Below are 18,207 nucleotides of genomic sequence, written 5' to 3' on the forward strand. Positions count from 1 at the left end.
GGTTTTCTTGACGAACCGGCGGGCGGAACGACACCGTCGACCGCCCCCGGCTGGCTTGAACGGCCGCTAGCCGATCTGCGGAACGGCGATCGCGAGCCCGACCACGAGCCATTGCACGATCGCGACCAGCACACCGGCGCGGCACAACCCGACCGCGCCGCGTACACGTGCATCGAGCGCACGTCCGGCCTTCGACGCGTCGATCCAGCCGAGATCGGTGAGCGCGCGGTCGAGCGCCGCGAGCCCGTCGTCGACCGATGCGTCGCCGGCCGCCGCGCGCGCGAGCGCGGCGAACAGCCGGCGGTCGATCTCGATCCGCACCGCGTACCACAGCGCCGCGATCCCCGACCCGGTGCTGACGACGGCCAGCAGCACGCGGGCGATCGTCGCCGGCGCCCAGCCCGACGCAATCCACCAGCCGGCGCCGGACGCGGCCAGCGCGGCCGCGATCGCCCACGCGCCCGCATCGAGCGCGCCACGCGCGGCGGCGATCCTGAACGGCGCGGACGGGTCGCGCATCACACGCTCCCCACGCCGCGACGGCGATCGATCCAGTGCTGCAGCACGGCTACGCCGTCGTCCGACCACACAGCGTGCGGCCGCACCGCGCGCACCGCGGCCAGCGCGTCGCGCGCATCACCGAACCCGCGTCGCGCGGCCAGCCACGCAGCCGCGCACAGTACGCTGCGCCCGTAGCCGAGCGCGCAACAGACCAGCACGTCGCGCCCTTCCCCATGCAGGCGTTCGAGCGCCGCGACGGCCTGCGCGAGTTGCGCGGCCGTCGGCGCGACGAGGTCGAGCTGAGGCACGGTCGCATACGCGAGCGACGACGCATGGATCGACGTCCAGCGCGGCATTTCGGCGGTCAGGTCGACCAGTGCGGTGAAACCGTGGCGGCGCACGTCGCGCGTGGTCGGCGTGCGGCCGATCGATACGCGTTCGTCGATCCGCACCGGCGCCGGCTGCCGGAACGTCCACAACCGCGAATTGACGAACGCGCCCGCAATCGTCGGCGCGAGCAGCCAGCGGATGACGACCGGAAAACGCCCGTGCGCGTCCTTCTGGAACGCGCCGGGCGCGCCGCGCCGGTAGATCCACGCGACACACGCGAGCGCCAGCGCGACCCACCCGGCCGCCAGCGCCCAGCCGGGCGCGCGCGGCACGCACCAGAGCGCCGCGAGCGCCACCACCGCCGCGCCGAGCGCATAGCGGCGCGCGAGCGCGCGGCCGGCCGCGCCCGGCGAAGCGTCGGCGCCCGGCAGCCGGCCCGCGGCATCGCTCAGCGGAAACAGGAACAGCGCGAGACAGCCGACGGCCGCGCCGGTCGGTACGTCGATCACGTGATGCTGGTAGGTCGTCAGCACCGACACGCCGATCGCCGCGAACCACAGGTGCAGCACGACGCGCGCGAGCGTGCCGCGCAGATGCTTTGCATAGACGGCCCACAGCACGACGAGCAGCCCGATGTGCAGCGATGGCGCCTGGTTGAACGGCTTGTCGAAGCCCATCAGCAGCGTGAACAGCGCACCGGCCGCGCCGCCCGCGTCGGGCCGCTCGAAGCCGAAGCGCAACGGCCACGCGATGAAGCACGCGACCGAGATCAGTTGCACGGTCAGCAGCCGCTTCACGTGATCGAGCAGGTCGGCGCGGCGCGTCCAGAAGAAGAACGACAGCGCATACAGCAGGTCGATCGACCAGTACGGCACGATCGTCCACGGCACGAACGGGATCGCGTGCTCCCAGCCGAACGCGAAGGTCGGCACTGCCGCGCGGCGCGCGGCGAGCCAGTTCGCGAAACCGTAGGTCGAGAAGAACACGGCGCCCATCGCCGCGAGCCAGCCGAAGCGCAGCGCGAACGACGCGTCGCGCGCGCCGGCGGCCGCGGCCGGCTCGGCGAGGCCGCTCGCGCCGCCGTCGAGCGCGCTCATGACGCGTCGACCCGCTGCGCGAGGCTGACCGTGAAGATGCCCATTGCGTCGATCCGCTGGTCGAGCTTGCGGAAGCCCGCGCGCGCGACGAGTTCGTCCATCTCGGCCTGCGAGCGGCGGCGCATCACCCAGGTCGCCTCGCCGCGGTGATTGTTCAGCGCGCGCGCGATGAATTCGAGCTGCGGATGCCACGGCTGCCCCGTATAGACGAGATAGCCGCCCGGCGGCACGGCCTGCGCGAGCCCGCGCAGCGAGCGCTCGATCAGCGCGTTCTCGCCGAACAGCTCGTAGAGGCCCGACACGATCGCGAGCGTCGGACGCGGCTCGAGCGTCGCGAGCGACGCCTCGTCGAACGCGTCGCCGCGCTCGAAGCGCGCGATCGGCTCGAGGCCGCGCTGCGCGATCAGCACACGCCCGGCCTCGACGTTCGGCGGGCTGTAGTCGCGCAGCGTGATGTCGTCGGGCGCCGCGCCGTCGCGCTCGGCGGCCGACGCGATCGCGTCGAGCACGTAGCGCCCGTGCCCGGCCGCGATGTCGACGATCCGCACCGGCGTGCCGCCGCCGCGCAGGCGGCCGATCGCCGCGCCGATCAGTTCCTGCAGATGCACCTTGCGCTGGCGGATGCCAACCCAGCCCGGAGAGTCGAGATACGTGCGGTCGATCAGCGCGCCGACGCCGAGGCGCCCCTGCGCGCGGTTGCGGTACACGTAGTCGAGCGTCGAGCCCGAGTCGAAGCCGAGCCGCAGCCCGAGCGCGATGCCGTCCGACAGCGCGCCGCCGGCCTTCAGTCCGGCCCGCGTGAGCGCCCAGTACGCACGCGCGAACACGTTCGCGGGCGGCCGGCCGAGCGCCGCGTATTCGTCGTGAAACGCACCGCGCCGGTCGGCGTCGGCGAGCGATACACGCGGGCTCGGCGCATCGAATTCGCGCAGCACGAACGCACGCAGCGGCGTGAGCGCCTGCGCGCGGTCGCGTTCACCGAGCGTATCGTGATAAAAGCCCGGCAGCACGATGCGCTCCTTGCGCGCCGCGCCGAGGCGTTCGAAGAAACGGTCCTGCGGGCCGCGATGCACGACCCAGTCGGCCCCCGAGATCAGCAGTTGCGTCGGCACGGTGATCGCAGCCGCGTCGGCGACGATCCGCTGCGCGGTGTCGTGCAGGTCGAGCAGCATGTTGACCGCGATCGGCCGCGTGATCAGCGGATCGGACGCATAGCTCGCGATCCGCTCGGGATCGTGCGTGAGGAATTTTGGCTTCACGTAGCTGTTCACGTAGAACAGCCCGCGCAGCTTGTGCATCAGCCGCAGGCCAGGCCGCGCGAACGGCACGTAGAGCTTGATGTGGAACGCCGGCGATGCGACGACGAGCGCACGGATCGGCGGCGCGTAATCGTGCGCCCAGGTGGCGACGAGCACCGCGCCGACGCTCTGGCCGACCACGGCCATGTCCTCGATCGCGATGCCGTGCGTGTCGCGGATATGTTCGACGAAGGTCTGCAGGTCGCGCACCGACGCGGCCGCGCTCGGGCTGTAGCCGCGCGCGCCGGGCGAGCGGCCGTGGCCGCGCGCATCCCACGCGAAGAACGCGAAATCGGGCAGGTCGAGCTCGTCGACGAGGTGCGCGACGCGCGCCGAGTGTTCGTGGCCGCGATGCAGCAACACGATTGCGCCGCGGCAGCGCGAGCCCGTTGCGGGCCAGTGACGATAGAACAGCGTTTCGCCGTCGTGCGTGATGAAGTCGGCCTCGCGGGCCATGCGTGCGCTCATGCGATCTCTCTCGTTTCGTTATTCGAATCTTGGTGCGCCGCCCTCCGGCGCCCGGTACTGCAACTGCCTGGACTACCTTTTCAACCGCCCTTTTCCGCGATGCCGGCCTGCACGCGCCGCACCACGGTCACGATCGACAGCACGATCAGCAGGCGCCACAGCCACGCGGCGACGCCGCCGACCGAAAACCCGAGCCCGATCCACAGTGCGAACGCGCCGAGGGCGAGCGCGCGGTCGCTCTTGCCGAACGGGCCGTCGTAGCGGCGGCTCACGCCGACCAGCGGGCCGATCAGCCCCGCGCATTCGACGATCACCGCCGTCAGCGCGAACAGCCAGACGTCTGCCGGAGCGAACGCCGGAATCGCGAGAAACGGCAGCACCAGCGCGATATCGGACACGACGTCGCCGAGTTCGTTCAGGTACGCGCCGAGCGTGCTCTTCTGGTTGTGCTCGCGGGCGAGCATCCCGTCGATCGCGTTGAGCGCCATCCGCACGAACAGCCATAGCGGGATCAGCAGGAACAGCGCGCGGGCGAACACACCGAGCCCGGCGAGCGCGCCGACGACGATCGAGCCGCCGGCCGCGAACAGCGTTACCTGGTTGGCCGTGACGCCGCGTTCGGCGAGCGAGTTCGCGAACGGGCGCAGACGGTTCTGGAATTTGGGTTTGAGTGCGTAGAGGCTCATCGTTTTATTTGCGCGGCACAGTCGGATACGTTTCCCGCCACCCTGCCCCGGGGCGGCGAAACGGCCTTGGACGGCCTTCCATGGACGGCCCTAATCGTCGCCGAGCAGCCCCGATGCGTCAAGCATGCGCCCGGCCCACGCGCATGGCGCCAATCTGGCGTTTTTGACGGAAACTCGCGATAATCCGCTGGCCCGATCGCAGCGAGATCCATTCGAACTGCAAACGGGCACTCGTGCAACAGCCGATTATCACGCCGCCGACCGGCGCATTCGCCGCGACGCAACAGCGTGTGACGGCGAACCGTCCGATTATCGCGGACCTGCGACAGGCAGCCACGAATTTGAAAAAATTTAAACAAGGGCCGTCCGGCGCGCATCCTGCCGCGCCGGCATTCCGGGGTCCCGCCCGCCGCGCACGCGCAGCGGGCCATGCAGGCAGGCAGGAGGCGCAGCGCCGATGAACATCCTCAACGTCTGGCAGCGCGATTTCCTGCTGTCCATCGTGCGGCTCGTGGCCGGCGCGTATCCGGTCTGGCATCAGGCGCCGCCGTCGCCGACGCAGAAGATCTACTTCTCGAACCATACGAGCCACATCGACACGCTCGCGATCCTCGCTGCACTGCCGCGCAACGTGCGCGCGGTCGTGCGGCCGGTCGCCGCGCGCGACTACTGGGACAGCAGCGACATGAAGCGCCACATCGCGCAGAAGCTGCTGAACGTCGTGCTGATCGACCGCCACCGTGAATCGGGCGGCGATCCACTCGACCCCGTGCGCGATGCGCTCAAGCAGGGCCATTCGATCATCATTTTCCCGGAAGGCACGCGCGGCGCCGAGATCCTGCCGCAGCCGTTCAAGAGCGGGCTGTTCCACCTCGCGACCGAGTTTCCGGACGTCGCGCTCGCGCCCGTCTATCTCGAGAACCTGCAGCGGATCATGCCGAAGGGCGCGATCTGGCCGGTGCCGCTGATCTGCAAGGTGCACTTCGGCGCGAACGACGCGCTCGGCGCCCAGGAAGACAAGCCGTCGTTCCTCGCCCGCATGCGCGACGCGATCGTCGCGCTCGCGCCGCCGCAGCGGCCGGCCGGCTGAACCCGGCGCCCTCTTCTCTCTTTTCCGGATATCAACAATGCGAACAATTTTCTGGGAACTGGTCGCGGGCGTCACGGGCGTGCTCGTCGTCGCGACCGTGATCGGCGCGATCCTCGGCGCACGCAGCGGCGGCACGAGCGCGACCATCGTCAACCTGAACCAGCGCATCCGCGCGTGGTGGGCGATGATCGCGATCATGGCCATCGCGATCGGCCTCGGCAACAACATCACGTATCTGGTGTTCGCGGTGCTGTCCTACCTGACGCTGCGTGAATTCATCACGCTCACGCCAACCACCGCGAGCGACCACACGACGCTGTTCATCGCGTTCTTCGTCGCGATCCCCGTACAGTACCTGCTGCTCGGGATCAACTGGTACGGGATGTATTCGATCTTCGTGCCGGTGCACCTGTTCTTCGCGATGTCGCTCGTGTCGGCGCTCACGCAGGACACGCGCGAATTCCTGAGCCGCAACGCGAAAATCAACTGGGCGCTGATGGTGTGCGTGTACGGGTTGAGCCACGCGCCGGCCGTGCTGATCCTCGACATTCCCCACTACGCGGGGCAGAACGCGCTGCTGCTGTTCTTCTTCCTGTTCGTCGTGCAGATCAGCGACGTGCTGCAGTACGTGGTCGGCAAGCTGTTCGGGAAGCGCAAGATCGCGCCGCAACTGTCGCCGTCGAAGACGATCGAAGGTTTCATCGGTGGCGGCTTGCTGGCCACGCTGTGCGGCGCATCGCTGTATCGCGTGACGCCGTTCAGCTTCTGGTCGGCATTCGGCATCTCGCTCGCGATCGTGATCGCGGGCTTCGTCGGCGGCCTCGTGCTGTCGGCCGTCAAGCGCTCGCTCGGCACCAAGGACTGGGGCTCGATGATCGCGGGCCACGGCGGGATGCTCGATCGCGTCGACTCGATCTGCTTCGCCGCACCGGTGTTCTTCCACCTCGTGCGGTATCTGTACGTGTAATGCGCGGGCGCGCCGGCCGCTTCCGGCCTGGTGCGCCCGCATGTGCCGGCCGCGCATTGCACGCGGCCGGCACCCCTTACCCGCGCGACGCGGCGCGGCGCGCGGCAGTCTTCCGGTCAGGCAGGCCCCGACCGGAAGAACTGGCGGATCAACGCTTGACGTACTGCTCGATCTCGCCCGCGTTGGCCACCCGCCCGTTCACCTTCACGACGCCACCACTGCTGACCCGTGCGCCGGTCAGGTTGTCGAGTCCGCCGTTGATCCCGATCCGGTCGTCACCGCGTAGCGTCCCGGCATTGAACACGCCACCGTTCACGCTGATCGTCGCCGCATGCACCTCGGCGTGATTCCGCAGCCCGCCGTTGATCGCCAGACGCGTATCCGCGGTCAGCGTACCCCGATTCGTCGCACCGCCGTTCACGCTGATCGATTCGGCTTCGACCGTGCCGCCGTTCGTCAACCCGCCGTTGACGGCGAGCCGGTCGAGCGCTGTCAAGGTGCCCTTGTTGGTCACGCCGCCGTTTACGCTGACGGCCTTGGCCCAGACTTCGAGGCCGTTCTCCAGCCCCCTGTTGATCGACAGCGTGCCGTCCGTGACGAGGTGGCCCGTGTTCGTCGTGCGGCCATTCAGGATCAGGGCGTCGCTGGCGAACAGCCGCTTCGAGTTCGACGTGTCACCGTTGACGTTCACCGTCGCCGCCTCGATCGTGCCGTCGTTCGTCAGCCCGCCATTGACGCCGAGCCTGCCTTCCACGCTAAGCGTGCCGGTGTTCGATGCGCCGTCGTTCACGCTGGCGAACGTGGCCGTGAGCGTGCCGTCGTTTCTGAGCCCGCCGTTGGTGGCGAACCGGCCGTGTGCGATCAGTTTGCCCGCATTGATCGTTCCGCCGTTCACGCTGACCGATGCCGCCGTGACCGTGCCGCCGTTCTTCAGGCCGCCCAGCACGCTCAATGCGTCGCGCGCGGTCACGCTGCCAGCGCTGCCGACGTCAGCACCGCCCAGCAATTGAATCGATTCGCCGTCGACCGACCCGCCGATGCGCGAACCACCGGCAATCGTCACGTTGCCGTCGAGGCCCGTGCCCGATGCGATCGTCGACCGGATCGCGCCGTCGATGTTCACGCCGGTATCCGAGCCGTTGCCGGTCAGCGTGATGTCGTGGGCGTCGATGCTGCCGCGCTTCGACACGTCGATCGCGACCTCCGGCCGGTTCGGCGACTGCGCGAGACGGAATGCAGAATTGTCGCCGTCGTAGGTCACCGTGCCATCACCCGCGATGGCGGCCAGCTTCAGCGCATGCAGCGCTGCATCGATACGCAACGTCCGTGCAATCAGGTCGATCCGGTTCGCATCGCGCGCGTCGAGCCCGCCGCCTTCGACGACGATCTCGCCTTTCGTGTCGAAGCGGTTCGCGTTGCCGTTCGCGTCGAGCGACGGCGTGCCGGCCACCAGTTTCACCTGCGACGCATTGATGAAACTCGCGCCATTGGCGGTGATCCCGTTCGGGTTCGCGATCACCAGCAGCGCCGACGCCCCGGCGATCTCCGTCGGCCCTTTCAGCATCGACTTCCCGCTGCCGGTCACCTCGTTCAGGATCACGCGGGCCGCCCGGCCGCCGAGCCGCGCGTTGCCGCCGATCTGGCCGGCGAGTTCAGTGTCGACGGGCTTCGTGCTGTTGTTCAGGACCAGCCCGTCCGGGCCAACGTTGTACTCCGTGAAACGGTTGTGCGACAGGCCCGAGCCGTTCGGCTTCGCGATGTCGACGACGGGTACGCCGTCCTTCACGTCGATCCGGGGCGAGTTCGCGTCGTTCGTGTCAGCGACGAGGCCCGGGACCGACGATCCGGGATTACCGGTGCCGGGGTTGCCGCCTTCCTGGTTGCCATCTCCCGCGTTACCACCTCCCGTGTTACCACCTCCCGCGTTACCACCTCCCGCGTTGCCATCTCCCGCGTTGCCATCTCCCGCGTTGCCACCTCCCTGGTTGCCATCTCCCTGGTTGCCATCTCCCGCGTTACCGCCTCCCGCGTTGCCATCTCCCGCGTTACCACCTCCCGCGTTACCACCTCCCGCGTTACCACCTCCCGCGTTGCCACCTCCCTGGTTACCGCCCTCCTGACCGTCCCCTCCCTGATTGCCGCCGCCTTCAGGGTTGCCGCCAGGAAACACCGCGTTTTGCTCAACTTTCCCGTCGTTTCGATACGTACCCCCGACGACGTCCACCGCTCCGCCGGAACTGACCAGCCCGCCCGCCTCGTTGACGAATGCGTTGCCGGTGAGCGATACCGACCGATCACCGCGCAGCGTGCCGCTGTTGTGCACGCTGCCGGTCACCCGCACCGCCCCGGCCCGCACGAACCCGTCGTTCGTCAACGTCGTGCCGGCCGAATTCGAGCCGACGGCGAGCAACGCGTCGCTCGCCGTCACGATGCCGCGCTTGCCGATCTTCGTCTCGCCGAGCATCGTCAGCACGCTTCCCGCAATCGTCCCATCGATATTCGCATCGCCCACCAGCCGGACATCGCCATTCGCGCCGGCGTCCTTCACCGTGCCGGTCGACCCCATCACCACGATGCCGCCGCCCGACACGATACCGCGCGTCTTCGGCACGACCGGGTCGCCGGCGATCGCCTCGATCCGGCCCGCGACGTTGACGCCGATGCTCGAACCCTTGCCGATCAGCGTGATCGCATTCGCATGAATGCTGCCGAGCTGCGACACGTCGATCGCAATCTCCGGGCGGTTCGTGCCTTGCGCGAGTGCATAGGTCAGCTTGTCGCCTTCGATCTTCACGTTGCCGTCGATCGCGGTTGCCACGAGCTGCTGCGCCTGCAGGGCTGCGTTGACGCGCAGCGTGCGGGCGATCAGGTCGGTACGTGCCGCGCCTCGAGCATCGAGGCCGCTGCCTTCGATCTCGATCCCGCCTTTCGTATCGAACGCGCCCGCATTGCCGTTCGCATCGAACACCGGTGTGCCCGCGACCAGTTTCACCTGCGACGCATTGATGAAACTCGCGCCGTCCGCGGTGATCCCGTTCGGGTTCGCAACGATCAGCTGCGCCGACTGGCCGGCGATTTCCGTCGGCCCGAGCAGCTTCGTCCGTTCACCGCCGATGACTTCGTTCAGGATCACCTTCGCCGATTGTCCGCCGAGCCTCGCGTTGCCGTCGATCCGGCCCGCCAGCTGGGTATCGGACGCCGTGCTGCCGTTGTTCAGGATCAACCCGTTCGACCCGACGTTGTAGTTGATGAACTGGTTGTGCGATACGCCTGCCTCGTTCGGCTTGACGATCTCGACGATGATGTTCTTGTTCTTGAAGCTGATGCCAGGCACGTGGGGGTTGTCGGAGCCGCCCGTGGAAATCTGCGCATGGGCGGCCGGCGCGGACAACGCCGGCAACGCGACGGCCAGCAACTGCGCGAGCCGCTTCGGGGTCAGGGGCGCGTGACGGTGCGCCGCACGCTTTCGAGTCATTTTCATGGTGGTCCTCGCTTGGGTGGATGACGGGCGGGACAATCCCGCACCGGACCGTTCAACGGGAGCGCGATGTCGTCGCGACAGCACGCCCCGCTGCACGGGATGAAGCAATCAGATGCCGTCAGAACCGCGCGGCAATCTGAACGTCGAGCGTCGGGCTTGCGCTGTGCAGCGTGGAGGGTTTCAGCAGCGGCATGCCGAGCGCGACGTCGAAGCTCACGCGCTTGTAGCCGCCGCGCAGGCCGAGCGCGCCGCCAACCAGCGTGCGGCCGCCCGGCGTATCCGCGTCGGCTGTCACGCTGCCCGCGTCGAGCGCGGCATAGGCGTCGATGCCCGCCACCGCGCGTGTCGACAGCTCGTTGCGCAGCACCCAGCCGCTGCGTGCGGCCAGCGTTTCGTTGCCGTCGAAGCCGCGTACCGTGTAGCGTCCGCCGATCTGCAGGAATTCCGTCGACGGCACGGGGGACGGCGCACGCTGCACGACGAATGTGCCGCGGTAGTTCGCCCGGCGCGCGCCGACCGTGAACGGCGCGTCGACCGCCACGTTCGCCGTCGCGATCCCGTAGCGGCCATTCCAGTCACTGCGGTCCTGCACGTAGCCGGGAAAGGCGCTCAGCCCGCGCAGGCTGCCGCGCCACGATGCGCCGGCCTCCACCGACGCGCGCGTGAACCGCTGCAGGTGGCTGGCCGAGAATGTGTAGCTCGTGATGACGTGCTTCTGGACGCGCAGTTCGAACGAGTCGAACCACGCGCGGTCTTCCCGCCGCGCCAGCGTCAGGCCGACGCGGGTGCGCCCGCTGCCCGACCGGTACGGCACATAGCCGATGCCGGCTTCGATCCGCCGCGTGCGGCGCGCGTACACGAACGTGGTATCGCCGACGGGAATCGCCTGCCGGGTCGCCCACTCGCTCGCGGCGAGCGAAAACGACGCATAGCCGACCGGTACGTCCCAGCTGGCGCTGAGGGAACGCGATCCGCGCGTCGAGCGCCGCGGATACGCATCATTGCCGGCGGTCAGCAGCAGTTGGTCATACAGGCCGAGCGGCGAATCGACCGCGACGATCGCGGCCACCTGGTTGCGCCCCGTCGCGTCCTGACCGCTGTTGTCCGCGGTAAGTACCCCGCGGATGCGGCGCGCGCCGGCCGGATGCCCGACGCGGATATCGCTGTCGCCGAATGCCGCGCCGGGTGCGATCGCGAAGGTCGCGGCCGACTGCCCCGGCAGGCGGCGCATGTTTTCGAGCGCCTGGTCGAGATCGCGCACGTTCAGCAGCGCGCCCGGTCCGTGCGGAAATACGCCCCGAGCCGTACCGATGCCGCCCTGCGCGTCGTCGATCGCACCGATCCGGCCGGGCAGCACCTCGACGATCACCCGTCCGTCTGCATAGTCCTGGTCCGGAATCGCGGCAAGCGACGTGATGTAGCCGCGCGCCACCAGCTGATCGGTGGCCCAGCTGCGAATCGCCGCGAGCCCGCGAGTGCCGGCACACTGCCCGACGCCCGGGGCCTGTTTCGACAGCCAGGGGAAATCGGCCGCGCCGCGCCATTCGATCGAACGGATCGGCACGCACGGCGTTTCGTGCGGCAGCTTGAGTGTGTCGCCACGTGCGCCCGCCTCCGGCGTCAGCACATCGGCGGACTGAAGGGCCTGCCGACGCACGGCGTCGAGCTGCTGTTCCTGATGCCGCTGCGGATCGGACGTCGACAACGGCGCCGCCGCTGTCCCTGCCGAAAGCGACAGCAGGCTCGACGCCATCGCGGCGCCCACCATGCCGGATACCTTCATATTGATTCGGACTACCTATGTTACGGGTGAATCCGGCAGGCGATGTGATGTTTGATCCTCGTGTGTCGCGCGTCGCCGGACATCCCGGCGAGGCGGCACCGAACCGGCCCGCCACGCGCGACAGCACTCGCATGCGTGCCGTCTCGTGAAAGGTCGGAGATTACCCGGCAGCGTGCGGGAAAATTGTCAAGCGAATGTGAAAGTCGCGGCTTCACGACACTTTCGCGCAATTCTGACTTGTCCTATTGCGCGCGTGACTAGCCTTGTTAAAGCAGGCACCGGGGCTGCGGAAGATCGTGTCCCGGTTCGTCGGGCGGGCCGCTTCAGTACCCTTCGCGCAATGCCTTCGGCACGACGTAGCGGCCGCGTGTTGCGTCGAACTTCACCGTATAGCGCGCATGGATGGCCTTGTCGCCGCGCGTGCCCGTTTCCGTGACCGTCAGCGGATAGACGTCGCCGGTGCCGGTCGTGTCGGGCATGATCGTGAACGTGCGGCTCTCGCAATGCGATTTCGCGTTGCCGCAATCGAGCGATCCCATGTTGTCGAGCGCTTCGTCGATGCGCGGAGCGGCCTCGACGAGCGCATTGCCGACCGGCAGCCAGATCGACCGCATCGCCATCGTGTAGCCCTGCAGCGTGACGCCGTCGCCAATCGTGAAACCGAACAGGTGCGGGCCGTACCGCTCGATGCGCACGGCGCCCGGCTCGCCGCGCTTGCCGGACGCGATGTCCGTCTTCTTCACCACCGGCTCGAGGGTCTTGCCGTCCGCCGCCGGCTTCAGCACGTACAGGTCGATCGTCCCCGTCGTGCCGTCCGAATCCATGCCCGGATTCCCGTTCTGCTCGGCCGCCTCGGTTTCGCCGCACATCGCGAGCAAGTAGCGCGGGCCGTCGGCCGTTGCCACGCGCAGCGAGCCGCACGATGCATAGATGAAATCGCCCGGGTCCGACTGCCAGCCCTTGCGGTCCGCGCGCCAGTTGCCGTAACTGTCGTGAATGAACGTGCGCAGCAGGTGGTCGGTGGCAGCCGGCTCGACGGCATGCGCCGCCGCCGGCACCGCACACGCAACGGACAGCGCCAGACGTCGCACCAGGGGATGAACGGATGAGATCATGTCGACGTCGACAGGGATGGGAAACGGTGCAGGAAGCAAGCGGCCGGCGGCATCACGACATCAACGCGGTTGCGCGACCGGCTCGGGATCGAACGCCGCCAGCCCCGGCCACGCCGCCTGCCCCCATGCACCGCCACCCGGTGCGAGCCAGCGTTGCAGCGTCGCGTCGTCGAACGCCTTGCCGAACGGATCGGCGCGAAATCCGGCCACCCACTGCTTGCGGCCCGCGACGTAGGCGTGGCCGAAATCCGTCCAGCTGTCGAAACAGTCCTGGGCGCGCTGCGCGTTGAGCAGCAACACGCGCCAGGCGGTGTCCGGCTCGGTCCAGCCCATCAGCATCGCCACGCGCGCGAGGAACGCCATCCGCGCACAGGCGAACGCGAGCGCCGCACGCGGATCGTCGGTCGGCTGCAGCGCATGCAGGTCGGCGCGAAACCACTGCGTCTCGAGCACGCGCGCCAGATGCGCGCGCGCATCGTCGTCCGTCGCGTCGGTGCGCAACTCCATCTGGTGCAGCATCTGGGCACGCAGGAACTTGCGCGACGTGTCGTTCAGGTGGCTCGTGTCCGCATCGTCGAAACCCGAGAATCCCGTCGCTTCCACGTACGGATGCGCGAGCAGCAGCGCCCAGTGCTTGCGGGCCGACAAGGCCGAATAACGCCCGCCGCGCCGGCGGAAGTAGCGCACGATGCGCCACAGCACGAACAGGGCAACGATCAACTTGAATATCATGGTCTTCGCCCCGTCATTCCGCGGCACCGACGCCATGCGGCGCGGCGTAGCCGGGCCAGCGCACGTCCTCGGTTGCAAAGGCAGGCTGCGCATCGTCCGGCCGTGCGGACGACCCCGCCGGCGCGAGTGCCGCGCGCACCGCGTAACGCACCGAACCCGCACGCGGCGGCCGCGCCTGCAGCAGTTCAGGCTGCCGCGCGGCGACCAGCCACTCGACGGTCGGCGTCGGCTCGGCGAGCCGCCCGAACAATTGCGGATGGCGCGCGACGAGCCGTGCTTGCGACGCGGCATCCGTCACGTCCTCGATCCTGCACCACCCCGACGGCGTATGGACGACGCCGAGCGCGATGCAGTCGGACGGCGTGCGATCCGTCGTCCCCAGTGCATTCAGGCAGGCCAGCACGTCGTCGACGTAGCGCTCGACCGGCGGCCGGTTCTGCTTGCCCTTGACCTGATCGACGTCGAGGCCGCCGTCCGCACTCACCGCGACGCTGATCGTGATGTGCGGCTGGCCGCCCGCATCCCGGAAGCTCAGCAACCGCAGCGTGCGCGCCTCGATCGCTTCGGCATAGCGTCCGCCGTAGCCGCCCGTCAGCGCCTGCCGGTCGGCGAACTGCCCGAGGCAATGGCGCATCACGTAACTCTCGAACGCCATTTCGGCGCGCAGCAGCGCGCTGTCGGGCAGGAACTCGACAAAGCGCCCGTTGGCGGTTTCGCACCACGTACCCAGCGCATCGGGCTGGCTCTCGCGCCAGCCGCGTGAGATCCGGGCCGCCATCTCCGCATGCTCGCGTTCCCACATCGCGAGCGCCTGCGGGCAATTGACACGATCGAGCTTGCCCTCGAGCCCGGTTCCCTTGCGCGATTCGAGAAACTCGACGAGCGTGGTTTCGAGTGCAAGAAGGTGCGGATCGGCCGGGTCGACCCAGACGACGGGTGCCTGCCTGCCGGCGTCGGCCTCGCCGATCGTCTTCGCGCCGGGACCGAAGCGCTGCGCGACCCACGCCGGCGGCGCGGCCTGGCCGAGCGCCTGCCGCGCATCGTCGAGCGACCCGATCGTGCGCGCGGGCTCGAAGTTCGCGACGACATGCCGGTAGAAATGGTTGAGCAGCCACGCGCGCACCGCGTCGGCATCGCCCCGCGCGGTGCTGCGCGCGGCGATCGCCGCTTTCAGCGCATCGGCGTTCAGCGCGTTGCGCGGCGCGTAGCCGGCCCGCCGACCGACGGCCGTCATTGCCAGAACTTCCACCAGCGCTTGTTCGGCGCGGCTGTCGCCGGATCCTGCGCCGCCGGCGCGTCGGCCTCGCGGATCCGACGCTCGATCACGTCCTCCATCAGGTCGAGCGGTTCGGCGGCGTGCCGGTTGCCGGCGAGCACACGTTCGTAGAAATACTTCGCATCCGACTGGCGGCCCAGATCGTATGCCGCGTCGGCGGCCCGGATCAGCACGTCCAGATCGCGCGACGCGTCGGCCTGCCCACGCGCGGCGTCGTACAGCGCCGACGCCTGGTCCGGATGCGACGCCGCCATGTGGGACACGAACACGAAGCGGGCGATCAGCGCCTCGTCGGGCAGACTGCCGTCGACCTGATCGTGTTCGCGCTGCCAGCCGACGAGGCGCTCGAGCCAGATCGGCAGTTCGTTGCAACGATCGACGCGATACAGCGCGCGCACCACATCGCGCACGTACCAGTTCGGGTCGTGCCGGCTGTAACCGTATTCGGCGGCGTAATGCCATAGCTGCTCGGCGGCCTCGAGCATCTCGTCGTCCTTCTCCTGGCACGCGAGCACGTAGCGGACACCGGAGTAATGCTCGGCAAACGAACTCGCCGCAATCCCGCTGCGATGCAGGACCAGCGCCTCGTCGTAACGGTCCTCGTCGCGGTAGAGAATCGCAAGGTTGTTGCAGAGCATCGAATACAGGTGCGCACACGCGTCGTACGGGTGCCCTTTGCCGGTCTCGAAGAAGCGCTCCATGCACGCGCGGCCCTGCTCGTAGGCGGCGATCCTCAGGCGCAGAAGGTCGGCGCGCACCGGCGCCCGTTCCGCGGCCGGCAGCGCGTCGATCGCCTCCTCGACCCGGCCCTCGATCCAGCCGGAGAATGCGTAGCTCCACAAGCCGCTGCGCAGCGACGGCGGCGGCAGTTTCAGCGCGGCGGCGACGCCCAGCGCGCGCATGCGCGTCTCGGTCAGCACGAACGCGGTGCGGTTGTCGTGCATCTCGCCTTCCTGCGCGGCCGCGAGCAGGCGCGCGGCCTGGGTCATCGCGTCGATGCGGCCGGTTTCGCCATCGTAGACCGCCGCGAGCCGTGCGATCCACGGATGGCCGGGCGCGCGCCGCAGCGCGACCTCGCGTGCGGCGTCGGCGACCGCGTAGCGCAACGCATCGCCCTCGAGCGAGCCGAGCGCGGCAAAGATCTCGCCATGCGTCGGCGAACGCGCGGCCAGCGCGTCGGGCTGCTCCGCGCCGAGCTCGACGAGCCGCTCGAGCGTCGGCTCGAAACCGGCTGCGCGCATCGCGCACAGCGGCCACCAGACCGATGTATCGGTCGGCTCGGCGAGGCGTGCGTGGATGATCTGCCCCACCCGGTCGAGCATGCTGCTTTCGACCTGGTACACGTGGAAGAACGCGCGGCGCCCCGCGTCGTCGAAGCGGCCCGCCTCGAGCAGCCACGGCAGCTCGTATTCGATGAAGTCGTCTCCGCCGTCCGACTCGAGGCTGTGACTCGCCATCTCGCAACGGGCGAGCGCGCCGTCGAGATCGCCCTGCGCGTGTGCCGCCCGTGCGGCAAGCCGCGCCAGCCTCACCTCGGCCTCGCGGCGCGGCGGCAGTGCCCAGTCGGCAATGCGCGACTCGACGGCCTGGCGAATCGTGTCGAACTGCAGCGGCGCAATCTCGATCATCGCCCGGCCGATCCGCAGCCAGTCATCGGCATCGATGTCCTGGTCCGCGCCTGCCGACGCGACGGCCGCCACCGCGGCCTCGGCCGCCGCCCGCGCGTCGTCGTCCCGGCCAAGCCGCCGCAGTGCCCACGCACGCAGGCATTGCCGGTTCGCCTCGTCCCAGGCGCGAAACCTGGCCCGGTCGGCCAGCGCGCCATTCAACGCATGCCGCAGTTCGATCGCGTCGAGCGCGTGCTCCGCGTGGTCGTATTCCAGCGTATCGAGAATGCGTGCGCGGACGAAGCGGTCGGCATCGAGCGTCGGCGACGTGCGCACGACGTCGTGCATCTGGCCGATCGCGTGGGTGACGGCATCGTTCTCCTCCAGGTGCCGGGCGACCTGCAGCCGGTACAGCGCGAGTTGCATGCGGATATCGGGCCGCGCGTCGGGCGGCGCCGCGTCTTGCACGGCCGTGCCGTCGTCGTCGAGCACGGCACGCGCGGCGGCCGGATCGCCGGCGTGCATCCAGAGCGTGTGCAGGCGCGCGATCGCGTCGAGCGAATCGGCACGCAACGGCTGGGCCCGCAGTCTTGCCGCAAGGTCGCTCTCGCGGCTCGAGTCGCTTTCCTCGAGATCGGCTTCGAGCCGGTTCATCAACGTGTCGAGCGGCTGGCCCGTCAAAGGCATCGTTGTCATATCGTTATGGGTCTTGGTCTTGGTATTGGCACTGGGAGTCAACGACTGCTCCCTCTCGGAATCGCGATAGCTTATCAGGAGACGGAGGCGGTGCGCGGCCTCGCCATTCGTGGCGTCCGGCGTTACGATCTCGTTCTTCATTCCCGGATCCGGTCGATGCGCACGGCGCGACGGCGCGATGCGTCCCGACCGGTCCCGCCCGACCCGGAACACGCATGAACCTCACGTTGCAGGATGTCGCCTGGCACCGCTCGGTCGGGCGGCTCATCGAGTCGCTCGACCAGCCGGGCTTCTGGCTGGCGCTGATCCGGCTGATCGAGGAATACGTCGCGGTCGACAGCTGGGTCGCGCTGACGTTCGGCGACGGCCGCCCGCAGGTGTTCGCCGAATGCCCGTACGAAGGCGGCGGCCCCGACCCGCTGTTCCGCGACTACGTGCAGGGCCTGTACCAGCTCGACCCGTTCTACATCGCGAACCGCGATGCGCCGAAGAGCGGCCTGTTCCGGCTGTCCGACGTCGCGCCCGAATGCTTCCGCGATACCGAGTACTACACGCTCTATTTCACGCACAACGTCGTCGAGGACGAGGTGCAGTTCAACGTCGTGCTCGATGATGCGCGCACGCTGTGCCTGTCGCTCGGCAGCAAGCGGCGCTTCAGCCCCGAGCAGGTGGCGTTGCTCGACCTGATCCGGCCGTGGGTGGCCGGGCTGATGCGGCAGCGGCTCGCGTTCGAACCCGCCTCCGCGAACCATGCGCCGCCGCGCCGGCCCGGCGCACACGACGGTTTCGAGCAGGCGATGGCGCGGCTCGGCACGCCGCTCACCGCGCGCGAACTCGACGTGATCCGGCTGATCCTCAGCGGCCGGTCGAACAAGGAAGTCGCGAACAAGCTGGCCATCTCGGCGGAAACGGTCAAGGTGCATCGCCGCAACATCTACGGGAAGCTCGCGATCAACTCGCAATCGGAGCTGTTCTCGCTGTTCCTGAACGCGCAGACCGGCCCCTGAAACGCATCGCGGGTCACGCGGGTCGGCGCTCGCCGCCACCGGCGGCGTCAAAGAGCAATACCCCCGACGGGTT

General features: G+C 68.9%; 14 protein-coding genes. 4 read left to right on the forward strand and 10 right to left on the reverse strand.

The window, feature by feature from the left end; translation table 11 throughout:
- Positions 1-66: 66 nt before the first annotated feature.
- From LGN19_RS15385 to LGN19_RS15400, 4 genes are all read right to left on the reverse strand, one after another.
- The gene (locus tag LGN19_RS15385; RefSeq protein ID WP_226215703.1) at positions 67-519 is read right to left on the reverse strand and encodes a hypothetical protein; all 453 of its coding nucleotides are present in this window, start codon (positions 517-519) and stop codon (positions 67-69) included.
- Positions 519-1,928, reverse strand: a complete 1,410-nt coding sequence (locus LGN19_RS15390) for a phosphatase PAP2/dual specificity phosphatase family protein (RefSeq protein ID WP_226215705.1) — start codon at positions 1,926-1,928, stop codon at positions 519-521. Before LGN19_RS15390 ends, LGN19_RS15385 begins: the two co-directional genes overlap by 1 nt.
- Positions 1,925-3,694, reverse strand: coding sequence for a bifunctional alpha/beta hydrolase/class I SAM-dependent methyltransferase (locus LGN19_RS15395; RefSeq protein WP_226215707.1), 1,770 nt, complete (start codon positions 3,692-3,694; stop codon positions 1,925-1,927). Before LGN19_RS15395 ends, LGN19_RS15390 begins: the two co-directional genes overlap by 4 nt.
- 80 nt (positions 3,695-3,774) lie before the next feature.
- Positions 3,775-4,380 carry a CDP-alcohol phosphatidyltransferase family protein gene (locus tag LGN19_RS15400; RefSeq protein WP_089450299.1) on the reverse strand — a complete coding sequence of 202 codons (606 nt, stop codon included), beginning with the start codon at positions 4,378-4,380 and terminating at the stop codon, positions 3,775-3,777.
- Positions 4,381-4,504: 124 nt separating this feature from the next.
- On the opposite strand from LGN19_RS15400, the gene LGN19_RS15405 reads away from it, so the two are divergent.
- The 3 genes from LGN19_RS15405 (at position 4,505) to LGN19_RS15415 (ending at position 6,437) form a co-directional block, all read left to right on the forward strand.
- Positions 4,505-4,735 (forward strand): hypothetical protein, encoded by a 231-nt coding sequence (locus LGN19_RS15405; protein WP_174957126.1) that lies wholly within the window; start codon positions 4,505-4,507, stop codon positions 4,733-4,735.
- A 102-nt stretch (positions 4,736-4,837) separates the two neighbouring features.
- On the forward strand, positions 4,838-5,470 hold the full coding sequence (locus LGN19_RS15410) for a lysophospholipid acyltransferase family protein (RefSeq protein ID WP_226215709.1): 633 nt from the start codon (positions 4,838-4,840) through the stop codon (positions 5,468-5,470).
- A gap of 37 nt (positions 5,471-5,507) precedes the next feature.
- On the forward strand, positions 5,508-6,437 hold the full coding sequence (locus LGN19_RS15415) for a phosphatidate cytidylyltransferase (RefSeq protein WP_122945072.1): 930 nt from the start codon (positions 5,508-5,510) through the stop codon (positions 6,435-6,437).
- A gap of 148 nt (positions 6,438-6,585) precedes the next feature.
- Here the strand turns inward: LGN19_RS15415 and LGN19_RS15420 are convergent, their stop codons facing one another.
- The 6 genes from LGN19_RS15420 to LGN19_RS15445 form a co-directional block, all read right to left on the reverse strand.
- Entirely contained in the window at positions 6,586-9,918 is a 3,333-nt protein-coding gene (locus LGN19_RS15420; RefSeq protein WP_226215711.1) for a filamentous hemagglutinin N-terminal domain-containing protein, read from the reverse strand.
- A gap of 118 nt (positions 9,919-10,036) precedes the next feature.
- Complete coding sequence (locus tag LGN19_RS15425; protein WP_226215713.1) at positions 10,037-11,701, reverse strand: ShlB/FhaC/HecB family hemolysin secretion/activation protein; 1,665 nt, start codon at positions 11,699-11,701, stop codon at positions 10,037-10,039.
- A gap of 323 nt (positions 11,702-12,024) precedes the next feature.
- On the reverse strand, positions 12,025-12,816 hold the full coding sequence (locus tag LGN19_RS15430; RefSeq protein WP_226215715.1) for a topoisomerase IV: 792 nt from the start codon (positions 12,814-12,816) through the stop codon (positions 12,025-12,027).
- Positions 12,817-12,876: 60 nt separating this feature from the next.
- Entirely contained in the window at positions 12,877-13,548 is a 672-nt protein-coding gene (locus LGN19_RS15435) for a DUF1266 domain-containing protein (protein WP_205191970.1), read from the reverse strand.
- 13 nt (positions 13,549-13,561) lie between these two features.
- Complete coding sequence (locus tag LGN19_RS15440) at positions 13,562-14,782, reverse strand: hypothetical protein (RefSeq protein WP_226215717.1); 1,221 nt, start codon at positions 14,780-14,782, stop codon at positions 13,562-13,564.
- Positions 14,779-17,118 carry a hypothetical protein gene (locus tag LGN19_RS15445; protein ID WP_226215719.1) on the reverse strand — a complete coding sequence of 780 codons (2,340 nt, stop codon included), beginning with the start codon at positions 17,116-17,118 and terminating at the stop codon, positions 14,779-14,781. The genes LGN19_RS15440 and LGN19_RS15445 overlap by 4 nt, the downstream gene beginning before the upstream one ends.
- A 224-nt stretch (positions 17,119-17,342) precedes the next feature.
- Between LGN19_RS15445 and LGN19_RS15450 the strand changes: the two genes are divergently transcribed.
- The gene (locus LGN19_RS15450; protein WP_226215720.1) at positions 17,343-18,134 is read left to right on the forward strand and encodes a response regulator transcription factor; all 792 of its coding nucleotides are present in this window, start codon (positions 17,343-17,345) and stop codon (positions 18,132-18,134) included.
- Positions 18,135-18,207: the final 73 nt, after the last annotated feature.

Source organism: Burkholderia sp. AU30198 (assembly GCF_020419825.1).
Classification (GTDB): domain Bacteria; phylum Pseudomonadota; class Gammaproteobacteria; order Burkholderiales; family Burkholderiaceae; genus Burkholderia.